13 protein-coding genes are annotated in these 12,366 nt (G+C 73.1%); 2 read left to right on the top strand and 11 right to left on the bottom strand.

Going from position 1 to position 12,366, the window contains the following annotated elements:
* Positions 1-123: 123 nt before the first annotated feature.
* Genes rlmB through V5O49_RS03965 form a run of 3 tightly spaced genes read right to left on the bottom strand, consistent with a single transcriptional unit; the run spans position 124 to position 3,767 of the window.
* Positions 124-1,110, bottom strand: a complete 987-nt coding sequence (gene rlmB / locus V5O49_RS03975; RefSeq protein WP_332901092.1) for a 23S rRNA (guanosine(2251)-2'-O)-methyltransferase RlmB — start codon at positions 1,108-1,110, stop codon at positions 124-126.
* Entirely contained in the window at positions 1,110-2,540 is a 1,431-nt protein-coding gene (gene cysS / locus V5O49_RS03970; protein WP_332901091.1) for a cysteine--tRNA ligase, read from the bottom strand. Before cysS ends, rlmB begins: the two co-directional genes overlap by 1 nt.
* A gap of 42 nt (positions 2,541-2,582) precedes the next feature.
* Positions 2,583-3,767 carry a type III PLP-dependent enzyme domain-containing protein gene (locus V5O49_RS03965; RefSeq protein WP_332901090.1) on the bottom strand — a complete coding sequence of 395 codons (1,185 nt, stop codon included), beginning with the start codon at positions 3,765-3,767 and terminating at the stop codon, positions 2,583-2,585.
* Between the two features lie 45 nt (positions 3,768-3,812).
* On the opposite strand from V5O49_RS03965, the gene V5O49_RS03960 reads away from it, so the two are divergent.
* Positions 3,813-5,177 (top strand): D-arabinono-1,4-lactone oxidase, encoded by a 1,365-nt coding sequence (locus tag V5O49_RS03960; RefSeq protein WP_332901089.1) that lies wholly within the window; start codon positions 3,813-3,815, stop codon positions 5,175-5,177.
* Positions 5,178-5,273: 96 nt separating this feature from the next.
* On the opposite strand, the gene ispF is transcribed toward V5O49_RS03960, so the two are convergent.
* The 3 genes from ispF to V5O49_RS03945 are packed head-to-tail and all read right to left on the bottom strand — an operon-like array spanning position 5,274 to position 6,969.
* Positions 5,274-5,756: a 2-C-methyl-D-erythritol 2,4-cyclodiphosphate synthase gene (ispF, locus tag V5O49_RS03955; protein ID WP_332901088.1), complete on the bottom strand. Its 483-nt coding sequence runs from the start codon at positions 5,754-5,756 to the stop codon at positions 5,274-5,276.
* Complete coding sequence (gene ispD / locus V5O49_RS03950; protein WP_332901331.1) at positions 5,753-6,490, bottom strand: 2-C-methyl-D-erythritol 4-phosphate cytidylyltransferase; 738 nt, start codon at positions 6,488-6,490, stop codon at positions 5,753-5,755. The genes ispF and ispD overlap by 4 nt, the downstream gene beginning before the upstream one ends.
* Positions 6,487-6,969, bottom strand: coding sequence for a CarD family transcriptional regulator (locus tag V5O49_RS03945; RefSeq protein ID WP_171247024.1), 483 nt, complete (start codon positions 6,967-6,969; stop codon positions 6,487-6,489). Before V5O49_RS03945 ends, ispD begins: the two co-directional genes overlap by 4 nt.
* Positions 6,970-7,214: 245 nt before the next feature.
* On the opposite strand from V5O49_RS03945, the gene V5O49_RS03940 reads away from it, so the two are divergent.
* The gene (locus tag V5O49_RS03940) at positions 7,215-7,679 is read left to right on the top strand and encodes a hypothetical protein (protein WP_332901087.1); all 465 of its coding nucleotides are present in this window, start codon (positions 7,215-7,217) and stop codon (positions 7,677-7,679) included.
* A gap of 150 nt (positions 7,680-7,829) precedes the next feature.
* On the opposite strand, the gene pstB is transcribed toward V5O49_RS03940, so the two are convergent.
* The 5 genes from pstB to V5O49_RS03915 form a co-directional block, all read right to left on the bottom strand.
* Complete coding sequence (gene pstB, locus V5O49_RS03935) at positions 7,830-8,609, bottom strand: phosphate ABC transporter ATP-binding protein PstB (RefSeq protein ID WP_332901086.1); 780 nt, start codon at positions 8,607-8,609, stop codon at positions 7,830-7,832.
* 44 nt (positions 8,610-8,653) lie between these two features.
* Entirely contained in the window at positions 8,654-9,613 is a 960-nt protein-coding gene (pstA, locus tag V5O49_RS03930; protein ID WP_332901085.1) for a phosphate ABC transporter permease PstA, read from the bottom strand.
* The gene (gene pstC, locus V5O49_RS03925) at positions 9,613-10,596 is read right to left on the bottom strand and encodes a phosphate ABC transporter permease subunit PstC (RefSeq protein ID WP_278235406.1); all 984 of its coding nucleotides are present in this window, start codon (positions 10,594-10,596) and stop codon (positions 9,613-9,615) included. The genes pstA and pstC overlap by 1 nt, the downstream gene beginning before the upstream one ends.
* 136 nt (positions 10,597-10,732) lie before the next feature.
* The gene (gene pstS / locus V5O49_RS03920) at positions 10,733-11,872 is read right to left on the bottom strand and encodes a phosphate ABC transporter substrate-binding protein PstS (RefSeq protein ID WP_332901084.1); all 1,140 of its coding nucleotides are present in this window, start codon (positions 11,870-11,872) and stop codon (positions 10,733-10,735) included.
* A gap of 393 nt (positions 11,873-12,265) precedes the next feature.
* Positions 12,266-12,366 (bottom strand): winged helix-turn-helix domain-containing protein (locus tag V5O49_RS03915; protein WP_332900460.1); only part of this gene is annotated, 101 nt, incomplete at its 5' end.

Below are 12,366 nucleotides of genomic sequence, written 5' to 3'. Positions count from 1 at the left end.
TCTCAGCCAGGTAGGCAATCTCCGGCCGAGGTGGGGCCGATGCCCACCTCGCGGGAACCTTGCCTACCTCGGCAGTAGGTTGCCTACCTCGGCAGTTTGTTGCCTACCTCGCGGAGAGGTTGCCTACTTCGCGGCGCGGGCCTGTGCGACCTCGTACAGCGTGATCCCGGCCGCGACACCGGCGTTCAGCGACTCCACGTCCGACGAGATCGGGATCGACGCCACGGCGTCGCAGGTCTCGCGCACCAGGCGCGAGAGCCCCTTGCCCTCGGAACCGACCACGACCACCAGCGGGTCCGTGGCGAACGCCAGGTCGCGCACGGCGACGTCGCCGCCGGCGTCGAGCCCGACGACGAACAGCCCCGACTTCTTCAGGTCGGCCAGCGTGCGCGACAGGTTGGTCTCCTTGGCGACCGGCACCCGCGCGGCGGCACCGGCGGACACCTTCCACGCCGACGCCGTCACGGACGCCGTCCGCCGCGACGGCACCAGCACGCCGTGCGCACCGAACGCGCCCGCGGAGCGCAGCACGGCCCCGAGGTTGCGCGGGTCCGTGATCGAGTCCAGCGCCACGATGAGCGGCGGCTCCCCCGCCTCGGCCGCGGCGTCGAGCAGGTCGTCGACCGACGCGTAGTCGTACGGCGGCACCTCCAGGGCGACACCCTGGTGCACGGACCCCTCGGTGAGCTGGTCCAGCGCCCCGCGCGAGCTCTCCAGCACCTGGGCGCCCTGGATCGAGGCGAGCTCGAGGATCTCCCGGGTGCGGTCGTCGTGGTCGATGCGCTCGGCCAGGTGCACGGCGGTCACCGGCACCTGGGAGCGCAGCGCCTCGAGCACGGCGTTGCGTCCGGCCACGACCTCCGCACCGCCGGTGGCCTTGCGCGTGCCCCGGGCCACGCCCTTGCGGGCACCCGTGGGCGCCTGCGCCGCGGCACGCTTCTCGGCCGCGACCTTGCGCTTGTACGCCGGGTGGTACGTGCGCTCCTCGGCCTTCGGCGTCGGCCCCTTGCCCTGCAGGCCCTTGCGGCGCTGACCGCCGCTGCCGACCTGCGCGCCCTTCTTGGTGCCCGCCTTGCGCTTGGCACCGGGTCGCTGCGAGTTCCCCGCCATCATTCCCCCTTCGCGTCGGCCAGCGTCCAGCGGGCGCCGTCCGGTGAGTCCTGCACGACGACGCCGGCCGCCGCGAGGCGGTCCCGGATCGCGTCGCTCGTGGCGTAGTCCTTGGCGGCCCGGGCCGCGGAGCGTGCGTCGAGCTCGGCCTGCACGACGGCGTCGAGCGCGTCGGCCACGCGCGTGTCGGCGGCGCTGGCCCACTGCGGGTCGGCCGGGTCGAGCCCGAGCACGTCCAGCATCCCCCGCAGCGCGACGAGCGCGTCGCGCGCCGCGGCGTCGTCGGAGGAGGCGAGCGCCGAGTTGCCCGCCTTGAGCGTCTCGTGCACGACGGCGAGCGCCGCGGGCACGTTGAGGTCGTCGTCCATCGCGGTGACGAACCCGGCGGGCAGGTCGGCGGCGAGGACCTCCGCCCGCGGGACCTCCCCGACGCGCTCGCCCGCCCGGGCGACGAACCCGGTCAGCCGCTCCCACGTGGCCCGGGCCTCGTCGAGCGTGTCCGGGCTCCACTCGAGCATGGAGCGGTACTGCACGGCCACGAGGGCGTAGCGCACGACGGCGGCCGGGACCTGGGTGAGCAGCTCGCTCATGAGCAGCCCGTTGCCGAGCGACTTGCTCATCTTCACGCCCTGCTGGGTGACCCAGGCGGAGTGCATCCAGCGGTCGGCGAACCCGTACCCGGCGGCGCGCGACTGCGCCTGCTCGTTCTCGTGGTGCGGGAAGCGCAGGTCGAGGCCGCCGCCGTGGATGTCGAACGCCTCGCCGAGGTAGCGGTGCGCCATCGCCGAGCACTCCAGGTGCCAGCCGGGACGTCCGCGCCCGAAGGGCGTGTCCCAGGCGGCGGTCTCGGGCTCGCCGGGGCGGGACGCCTTCCAGAGCGCGAAGTCGTGCGGGTCGCGCTTCTCGGAGGTGACGGCGTCGTCCCCGCCCTCGGGGTTGAGGTCCTCGAGCCGCTGGGTGGTCAGCTCGCCGTAGGCGGGCCAGGAGCGGACGTCGAACCAGACGTTGCCGGGGCTGCTGCTGTAGGCGTGCCCGCGCTCGACGAGGCGCTGCATGAGCGCGACCATCTGCGGCACGTGGCCGGTGGCGCGGGGCTCGTAGGTGGGCGGCAGCACGCCGAGGGCGTCGTAGGCGGCGGTGAACGCGCGCTCGTAGGTGGCGGCGTGCGCCCACCACTCCACGCCGGCGGCCTCGGCCTTGGCGAGGATCTTGTCGTCGATGTCGGTGACGTTCCGGATCAGGGTCACGTCGAGCCCCGACCGGGTCAGCCAGCGGCGCAGCACGTCGAAGGCGACGGCGGGGCGCAGGTGGCCCACGTGGGGCGCCGACTGGACGGTGGCGCCACAGAGGTAGATGCCGACCTTGCCGGGTGTCCGAGGTGCGAACTCGCGCACGGAGCGCGTGGCGGTGTCGAAAAGCTGCAAGGTCACCGGTCCAGGGTACCGGTCAGGTCCTCGAGGACCTGCTCCGGCTCAGCCGAAGGCCTGTCCTTCGCCGCGGTAGGTCGGCACGGTGCCGACGACCTCGTCGCCGCGCACGAGGTGCACCGCCGCGAACCGCTCCATCAGCTCGCCGGCCTTGGCGTGCCGGAACCAGACCCGGTCCCCGACGCGCAGGTCGCGCCCGCCGCGCCGGAGCCGCAGCGGCGTCTGCACCTCGCCGGCGCCCTCGCGGCGCGTCAGCGCCCAGCCGGGCGTGGCCACCCGGGGCAGGCGGGACGGCCCGGCGGGGCCGGAGGCGACGTACCCGCCGCCGAACGCCGTCGCCCAGCCCGGTCCGGGGGTGCGCACCACGTCGAGGCCGAAGAACGCGGCCGGACGCGCCTCGAAGGACCGGTAGTGGTCGAACGTGCCGGGGACGAACAGGCCCGACCCGGCGCTCACCTCGGTGACCCCGGTGCCGGCGGCGGAGGACTCCAGCGACCCCGTGCCCCCGGCGTTGACGAGCTCGACGTCCCGGCCGACGGCGGTCCGCACGGCGGCGAGCACATCACGTCGGCGACGGTCGACGTCGGGGACCGACAGCCGCTTCACGGCCCGCACCGCCGGGCTCGCGTCGGGCAGCCCGGCGACCTGGGCCTCGTAGAACATCAGCCCGCGCACGCGCAGCCCCTCGGTGGTCTCGACGGCGGCGGCCAGGTCCGCGACCTGCGCGGCCGTCCGCAGCGGCGAGCGGCGGGTGCCCAGGTGCGCCCGCCACCGCCCGACGCCCAGCCGGAGCGAGCAGTCGACGTCGAGGCAGACCGAGCCGGCCGGTCCGGCGGCGGGGGCGTCGCGCAGGGCCGCGGACGCGAGCGCGACCTGGGCGACGTCGTCGGCCATGAGGGTGATCTCGCGGCGGGCGACGGGGTCGGCAGCCCACCGGGCGAGGGCGTCGGTGTCGACGGTCGGGTAGCCGACGAGGACGTCCCGGGTGCCGCCGCCGACCAGCCAGAGCGCCTCGGCGAGGGAGAACGCCATGACACCGGTGAACCCGGCCCCCAGGGCGCGGTCGAGGAGGGCGCGCACGCGCACGGACTTCGCGGCCACGCGTGCGGGGGTGCCGGCGGCCCGCCGCAGCAGGTCGGCCGCGTTGACGTCGAAGGTGTCCAGGTCGACGACGGCGAGCGGTCCGGGCAGCCCGGCGGTGGCGCGGGACAGCCGGTCCGTCAGCCTCATGGCCGTCACCGTACACGGGCGTCCGGCCGTGGCAGAGTGTCCGCTGTGAACTTCACCACCTGGGGTCGCACCTACGCCGCCGCACCCGCCCGGCACGCGGAACCGCAGGACGAGGCCGAGCTGCGCGCCCTGGTCGCCCGGGCCGCCGCCGACGGTCTGCGCGTGCGGGCGGTCGGCGCCGGTCACTCGTTCACCGACGCCGCCGTCACCGACGGTCTGATGCTCGGCCTCGACCACCTCAGCGGGCTGGAGTCCCTGCAGCGGCGGCCGGACGGCACCGCCCTCGTCACCGTCGGTGCCGGTACGCGGCTGCACCGGCTCAACCGGCTGCTCGCGTCGTGGGGACTGGCGATGCGCAACCTCGGTGACATCGACCGCCAGTCGATCGCGGGGGCGATCTCCACCGGCACGCACGGCACCGGCGCACGGCTCGGCGGGCTCGCCACGCAGGTGCGCGGGGTGCGCCTGGTGCTGCCGGACGGGTCGGTGCGGTCGGTGTCCGACGGCGACGCCCCGGGGTCGCCCGACCGCGAGCTGTTCGAGGTCGCGCGGCTCGGGCTGGGCTCGGTCGGGATCCTGTCGGCGGTGACGCTCGAGGTCGTGCCGGCCTACCTGCTGCGCTCGACCGAGCGGGTCCGCCCGTGGGACGAGGTGGTCGGCGGCATCGACGCGCTGTTCGACGGCCACGACCGGTTCGACGCCTACTGGTTCCCGGGCACCGACCGGATGCTCACGTGGAGCCACGACCGCGTCTCCGCCGCCGAGCGGGCCGAGCACGAGGCCTCCCGCCGCGGGCCGGCCGGTGCGCTCCGGACGGCCGGGGCCGCCGCCCGGTCCTTCCTCGACGACGAGGTGCTGGCCAACGGGGTCCTCGGCGGCGTGATGCAGGTGGCGGCCGCCGCGCCGCGCACGGTGCCCCGGCTGAACGCCGCGTGCGCGGCGGTCCTCGGCGACCGGACCCACGTGGCGCCGTCGGACCGGGTGATGGTGACGCGCCGGCGGGTACGGTTCGCGGAGATGGAGTACGCGCTGCCGCGCGCCGCGCTGGGCGAGGTGCTGCGCGAGCTGGACCGCTGGCTGCGGGCCGCGGGCGAGCCGGTGCCGTTCCCGGTCGAGGTGCGCTGCACGGCCGCGGACGACGTGTGGCTGTCCACCGCCCGGGGCCGGGACACCGCCTACGTCGCGGTGCACCAGTACCACCGGATGCCGCGCGAGAGGTACTTCCGGGCGGCGGAGGAGATCTTCGTCGCGGCCGGCGGGCGTCCGCACTGGGGCAAGCTGCACACCCGCACGGCGGCGGACCTGGCCGACCACTACCCGCTGGACGACGTCGCGCGGGTGCGGGCCGCCGTCGACCCGGGCGGGGTGCTGCGCAACGACTACACCGACCGGGTGCTCGGTCTCCCCTGACCCTCCGACGCCGCCCGCGTCGCTGTGGGCGTGAAATCTGCAGCCTTCGAGGATGTCGGGACTGCAGATTTCATGCCCACAACGACCGGGACGGGGTCAGCGGGGGACGACGAGGGCGGTGGCGATCGCGGCGATCCCCTCGCCGCGGCCGGTCAGGCCCAGCCCGTCGGTCGTGGTGGCACTGACGGAGACGGGCGCGCCGGCGGCCTCGGTCAGCGCGGCTTCGGCCTCCGTGCGGCGGGGCTCGACCTTGGGCCGGTTGCCGATCACCTGGACGGCGACGTTCCCGATCTCGAACCCGGCCTCGCGCACCCGTCGCGCGGCCTCCGCGAGCAGCACGGCCCCGCTCGCCCCGGCCCACTCGGGCTCGCTCGTGCCGAAGTGCGTGCCCAGCCCGCCGATGCCGGCCGCGGAGAACAGCGCGTCCGCGGCGGCGTGCGCGGCCACGTCGGCGTCGGAGTGCCCTTCCAGGCCGCGCTCCCCCGGCCAGCGCAGCCCGGCGACCCACAGCTCGCGGTCGGAGCCCTCGGGGGCGAGGGCGTGCACGTCGACACCGATCCCGGTACGCGGCAGGATCATCGGCCCTCCAGCAGCAGCTCGGCCACCGCCAGGTCGTGCGCGGTGGTGATCTTCAGGGCGGCGGCGTCGCCCCGCACCATGTGCACCGGGACGCCGAGCGCCTCGACCAGCCCGGCGTCGTCGGTCGCCGCCAGGTGCTCGGCAGCCGCCCGGGCCGCCCCCTCGGCGTGCGCGCGCTGCAGCAGCTCGCGGTCGAAGCCCTGAGGGGTCTGCACGGCCCTCAGCGCCGTCCGGTCGAGGGTGTCGACGACGCGCTCGACCGGCTGGGCGGACTCCCCGCCGGGTGCGGCCGGGCTGCCGCCGTCGGGCACCACGCGCTTGATCGTGTCCGTCACGGGCAGACCGGGGACGACGGCGGACCGGCCGCTGCGCACCGCGGTGACGACCCGCTCGACGAGCGCCGGCGGGGCGAGCGGGCGGGCGGCGTCGTGCACGAGGACGACGTCGGTGGCGGCGTCGGCGCGGCCGAGACCGGCTGCGACGGACGCCTGACGGGTGGCCCCACCCTCGACGACGTCGCAGGGGACCGAGAGAGGGCCGACGGCGGCGACCATGTCCGCGGACCGTCCGGGCGGCGCGGTGATCACCACCGCGTCGACGACGCCGGAGGCCGCGAGGCCACGCGCCGCCAGGGCGATCATGGGCACGCCACCGACGTCGACGAAGGCCTTGGGGATCTCCCGCCCGAGCCGCGTGCCGGAACCGGCCGCGGTGAGGATCGCGAGGGTCGTCAGGAGGCGAGCACCTCGTCGATGATGGCGCCGGCCTTCTCCTCGTCCACGCCCTCGGCGAGGGCGACCTCGGACTCGAGGATCTGGCGGGCCTTGGCCAGCATGCGCTTCTCACCGGCGCTCAGGCCACGGTCGGAGTCACGGCGGGACAGGTCGCGCACGACCTCGCCCACCTTGATGACGTCGCCCGACGCCAGCTTCTCCAGGTTGGCCTTGTACCGGCGCGACCAGTTCGTGGGCTCCTCGGTGTAAGGCGCGCGCAGCACGTCGAACACCTTGTCCAGGCCCTCCTGGTCCACCACGTCACGCACCCCGACGAGGTCGACGTTGTCCGCCGGGACCTCGATCGTCAGGTCGCCCTGGGCGACCTTGAGCTTGAGGTACATCTTCTCTTCGCCACGGATCTTCCGGGTCTTGACCTCTTCGATCAGCGCGGCGCCGTGATGAGGGTAGACAACCGTCTCGCCTACTGTGAACGTCATCTTCAGATGTCCCCTTTCCCAGTGGCCGAGTCTATCACGGAGGGCGCCGCCCACCGCGGGCCCCCGGGCGCCCGCCACACTCCCCCACACCCTGTTTTCGCAGGTCAGAGCGGTGACGTGAGACGGCTGGGTCTGCGCCCCCGGGCCCCACTAAGATGGGGCGGGGCGCGTCGCGTCCTGCACCCTGTGACACCTCGTGCGAGCGGGTCCGACTCCGCCGCACCGCTCCAGCAGAAGGAGAGCACGTGGCTCGCTCCGCCCGCACCGCCCGTACCGCACTCGCCGCCGGCGTCGCCGTCGGGGCGCTGACGCTCGGCGCCTGCGCACCGATCACCACCGAGCTGCCCTATGCTCCGTCGGACGGCACCCGGGTCGACTTCGACGACCCGCAGGTGCGCGGGCTGAACCTGCTGGTCATCGCCACCGAGGAGGGCGGCGACGGCAACCTGCTGGGCGCGCTGGCGAACAACAGCGGCGAGGACGTCGAGTTCACCCTGACCGCCAGCGGTGCGGCGCCCGTCACGGTCGCGGTGCCCGCCGAGGAGACGGTCTACCTGGGCACCGACGGCGAGGAGACCCTGCTCAGCCCGGTCGCCACGATCCCCGGCGGGAACCTCGAGGCCACCCTCGAGGTCGCCGGCCAGAGCGAGCCGTTCTACCTGCCCGTGTTCGACGGCACGCTGCCGGAGTACGCCGACTACCTGCCCTGAGCTGCGGTGTCGGCCGGCGGGTCCACCCGCCCCCGCCAGCCGACCCGCCGACCGCCGTCGGGCAGCACGAAGGCCCCTGCGCTCCCGAGGGAGCGCAGGGGCCTTCGTCGTGCGGGTCCGGCCGCCCCACGGGGGCGACCGGACGACGGATCACCCGAAGCGGCCGGAGACGTAGTCCTCGGTCGCCTTCTCGGCCGGCGCGGAGAAGATCGTCGCCGTGTCGTCCATCTCGATCAGCTTGCCCGGCTTGCCGGTGCCCGCGATGTTGAAGAAGCCGGTCCGGTCGCTCACGCGCGCCGCCTGCTGCATGTTGTGGGTCACGATGACGATCGTGTACTCCTGCTTGAGCTCACCGATGAGGTCCTCGATCGCGATGGTCGAGATCGGGTCGAGCGCCGAGCAGGGCTCGTCCATGAGCAGCACCTGGGGCTTGATCGCGATCGCGCGGGCGATGCACAGCCGCTGCTGCTGACCGCCGGAGAGGCCCGAACCCGGCTTGTCGAGCCGGTCCTTGACCTCGTTCCACAGGTTCGCGCCGTGCAGCGAGGACTCGACGAGGTCGTCGGCCTCCGCCTTCGAGATGCGCTTGTTGTTCAGCTTCACCCCGGCCAGGACGTTGTCCCGGATGGACATCGTCGGGAACGGGTTGGGGCGCTGGAAGACCATGCCGACGTTCTTGCGCACGGCGACCGGGTCGACGTTCGGGCCGTACAGGTCCACGCCGTCCATCTCCACACGGCCCTCGACCCGAGCACCCGGGATGACCTCGTGCATGCGGTTGAGCGTGCGCAGGTAGGTCGACTTGCCGCAGCCGGACGGCCCGATGAGCGCCGTGACCGACTTGGGCTCGATCGTCATGTTGACGTCCTGCACGGCGAGGAAGTCGCCGTAGTAGATGTTCAGATCCTTGGTGTCGATGCGCTGTGCCATCGTCGTTTCTTCCTTCGTGAGTGTGGCTGATCGTCGGCTGCGCGTCAGCCCAGCTTGGGGGCGAACCAGCGAGTGATCAGGCGGCCGATCAGGTTGAGTGCCAGGACCATGACGATCAGCACGAGTGCCGCGCCCCAGGCGTTCTGCGAGGCGATGTCGGCGACACAGGTCGCGGAGTCCCCACCGGGGCAGGGCGCGTCACCCTGCGAGTACTGACGATAGGCGAACACCGGCAGCGTCATCATGCGGCCGTCGAACGGGTTGGCGTTGATCGAGTCGGTGACGCCGACGGTGACCAGCAGCGGGGCCGTCTCACCGATGACGCGGGCGACCGCGAGCAGCACGCCGGTGGTCAGCCCGGCGACCGAGGTGCGCAGCACCACCTTGACGATGGTCAGCCACTTCGGGACGCCCAGCGCGTAGGAGGCCTCGCGGAGCTCGTTCGGCACGAGCTTGAGCATCTCCTCGCAGGAGCGCACGACGACCGGGATCATCAGCACCGACAGGGCCACCGCACCCATGATCCCGATGCGGACCGCGGGCCCGAAGACGAGCGCGAAGAGCGAGAAGGCGAACAGACCGGCGACGATCGACGGGATGCCCGTCATGACGTCGACGAAGAACGTCACCGCGCGGGCCAGCCAGCCCTTGCCGTACTCCACCAGGTAGATCGCGGTCAGGATGCCGATCGGCACGGAGATGACCGTGGCCAGCGCCGTGATGACGACGGTACCGAGGATCGCGTGGTAGATCCCGCCGCGCGGGTCACCGCCAAAGATGTTGCGCATCGACTGCATCAGGAAGTCCATGCTGATCCGGTCGCCACCCTGGGCGACGACCGTGAAGATCAGCCAGCCGAGCGGGATCATCGCCAGCGCGAAGGCGATGTAGATCAGCACCTGCATGGCACGGTCGGTGCGACGACGTCCCGTGTCGACGGTGGAGAGCAGCCGGGCGGTCTCGGAGCTGCCGCCCGGGGAGGTGTGGTCAGTAGCGGCACTCATCAGTTGGCTCCCGAGAAGTCCTTGCGGCGGGCCACGACCCAGCGCGCGGCCATGTTGACGGCCAGCGTGATCACGAACAGGGCGAGGCCGGCGGCGATCAGCGTGTTGACACCGAGCCCGGTCGACTCCGGGAAGTCGGCCGCGATGTAGGCCGCGATGGTCTGGTGCTGGCCGGCGGCCAGGATGTCGAGGCTGTACGTGAACCCCGGCGACAGGATCATCAGCACCGCCATCGTCTCGCCGAGCGCGCGGCCCAGACCGAGCATCGACGCGGAGATGACGCCCGAGCGGCCGAACGGCAGCACGGCGGTCTTGACGACCTCCCAGCGGGTGGCGCCGAGGGCCAGCGCCGCCTCCTCGTGCAGCTTCGGCGTCTGCAGGAAGACCTCGCGGGAGACGGCGGTGATGATCGGCAGGATCATGATCGCCAGGACGACGCCGACCGTGGCCATCGACCGGCCCGTCGGCGAGGCGTTCCCGCCCCAGAGCGGGATCCAGCCGAGGTTGTCGTTGAGCCACATCCAGATCGGCGTCAGCACGGGCGCCAGCGTGAAGAAGCCCCACAGGCCGTAGATCACCGAGGGGATCGCGGCCAGCAGGTCGACCAGGGCACCGAGGAGCTGGGAGAGCCGGCGCGGCGCGTAGTGCGAGATGAACAGCGCGATGCCCATCGAGATCGGCACCGCGAGGAACAGCGCCAGCACCGCGGCGAGGATCGTGCCGTAGATCAGCGGCCCGAGGTAGGCCAGCAGGGAGGTGTCCTCCGGGTAGCGCGGGACGCCCTCGGCGAGCTCCTCGGGGCTGGCCATGATGGCCGGCCAGGCCTCGGAGACCAGGAAGAGCGCGACCGCGGCCAGGACCGCCAGGATCGTGGCTCCGGCCCCGACGGCGATCCATCGGAAGACGCGGTTGAAGCCCCGGTCGGTGTTGCCGCTGCGGCGTCGCCGGGAACCCTGGGCGGGTGGACTGACGGTGGTACTCACAAGGACCCCTCGTTGGTGCTCGGGCACGGGACTCGGCTCGGTGTCGGGTGCCGGACGGCCGGTACCGGCGGCCGGTCGGGACGCTGCGGTGAGCGTCCCGACCGACCGCCGGTGGCCGGTCGGTCGACGAGTCGGATCAGCCCGCGGAGATCGACTCGATGCCGGGCAGGACGGCCTCGCGGATGGTGTCCGACAGCGGCGCGGAGCCGGCGGCCTCCGAGGCGGCCTGCTGGCCCTCCTCGCTGGCGACGTAGCCGAGGAAGCCCTTGACCAGCTCGGCGGTCTCCTCGTCGGCGTAGGTCGTGCAGGCGAGGCTGTAGGAGACGAGCACGATCGGGTAGGTGCCCGCGATGTCGCGGTCCAGGTCGATCGTGTAGACGTACTCGCTGGTGCCCTCGGTGCGCGGCGACTGGGCCACGACCTCGGCGGCGGCCTCGGCCGAGTACTCGACGAACTCGCCACCGACACCCACCGCGACGGTGCCGAGGTCGGCGACCTGCGAGGCGTCGGCGTAGGTGATCGTGCCCTCACCGGCCTGCGCGGCGCCGACGACACCGGAGGTGCCCTGGGCCGACTCCTGGCCCTCGACCGGCCACACGCCGGACGGCTCGGCCGTCCAGGTGTCGGGGGCGACGGTGTAGAGGTACTCCTCGAAGTTCTCGGTGGTGCCCGACTCGTCGGAGCGGTGCACGACCGTGATGTCGGTGCTGGGCAGCTCGACGTCCGGGTTGTCCGCGGCGATCGCCTCGTCGTCCCAGGAGGTGATCTCGCCGAGGAAGATGTTGGCGATGGTCTCCGGGCCCATGTTCAGGGTCTCGACGCCCTCGAGGTTGAAGGCCACCGCGACCGGGCTGACGTAGCCGGGGAACTCGATGACCCCGCCCTCGCCGCACTGCGCCTCGGCAGCGGCCAGCTCCTCGTCGTCCAGCGGGGCGTCCGAACCGGCGAACTTGTAGGAGCCGTCGCCGAAGCCGGTGCGGCCGCCGCCGGAACCGACGGGGTCGTAGTTCACGGTCGCCTCGGGGTTCGCCCCCTGGAACCCGGCGCGCCAGGCGTTCATGGCGGCCTCCTGCGAGGAAGCACCGCCACCGGAGAGCGTGCCCGACAGGCCACCCTCCGTGTCGCCGGAGTCTTCCGTCGCCTCGGTGGTCTCGTCGCCGGAGGAGCCCGCGGGCTCCGGGTCCGAGCCACAGGCGGCGAGGCTGAAGGCCAGCGCGCCGACGGCGACGGCAGATCCGGCACGGGTGAATCGGCTGAGGTTCACGAGTCGTTCCATCCTGTTCACACGTTGGTGGCACCGGCAGGCGCCGGCGTTCGATGGGAACGTTAAGGAGCGCAGGTGGCTCACCGGCCAGGAGCAGGTGAACGAACGATGAACAGCGATCGGACCCTCAGCAAGGTCCAGATCACGGTGCGGTCACGCCGGTGCGCTCGCACGCTCGCTCCGGCTCAGCCCACAGAACCGACGGTCGGGCCGCGCCTGCACTCGCACGCTCGCTCCGGCTCAGCCCACAGAACCGACGGTCGGGCCGCGCCTGCACTCGCACGCTCGCTCCGGCTCAGCCCACAGAACCGACGGTCGGGCCGCGCCTGCGCTCGCACGCTCGCTCCGGCTCAGCCCACAGAACCGACGGTCGGGCCGCGCCTGCGCTCGCACGCTCGCTCCGGCTCAGCCCTCGGTGTCGGCGAACTTGTAGCCGAGCCCGCGCACCGTCAGCAGCAGGCTCGGCGCCCCGGGGTCCGGCTCGATCTTGGACCGGATGCGCTTGA

It is taken from the genome of Isoptericola haloaureus, assembly GCF_036689775.1.
Classification (GTDB): domain Bacteria; phylum Actinomycetota; class Actinomycetes; order Actinomycetales; family Cellulomonadaceae; genus Isoptericola; species Isoptericola haloaureus.
The sequence above is the reverse complement of the archived record's forward strand: the minus strand, read 5'-3'. Positions and strand labels throughout refer to the sequence as shown.

Bases quoted from the DNA above. Each gene is read 5' to 3' on its own strand.
- pstS (WP_332901084.1), bottom strand. From the start codon at position 11,872: ATGGAACGACTCGTGAACCTCAGCCGATTCACCCGTGCCGGATCTGCC.
- pstA (WP_332901085.1), bottom strand. From the start codon at position 9,613: ATGAGTGCCGCTACTGACCACACCTCCCCGGGCGGCAGCTCCGAGACC.
- V5O49_RS03945 (WP_171247024.1), bottom strand. From the start codon at position 6,969: ATGACGTTCACAGTAGGCGAGACGGTTGTCTACCCTCATCACGGCGCC.
- rlmB (WP_332901092.1), bottom strand. From the start codon at position 1,110: ATGGCGGGGAACTCGCAGCGACCCGGTGCCAAGCGCAAGGCGGGCACC.
- V5O49_RS03965 (WP_332901090.1), bottom strand. From the start codon at position 3,767: ATGAGGCTGACGGACCGGCTGTCCCGCGCCACCGCCGGGCTGCCCGGA.
- ispF (WP_332901088.1), bottom strand. From the start codon at position 5,756: ATGATCCTGCCGCGTACCGGGATCGGTGTCGACGTGCACGCCCTCGCC.
- pstB (WP_332901086.1), bottom strand. From the start codon at position 8,609: ATGGCACAGCGCATCGACACCAAGGATCTGAACATCTACTACGGCGAC.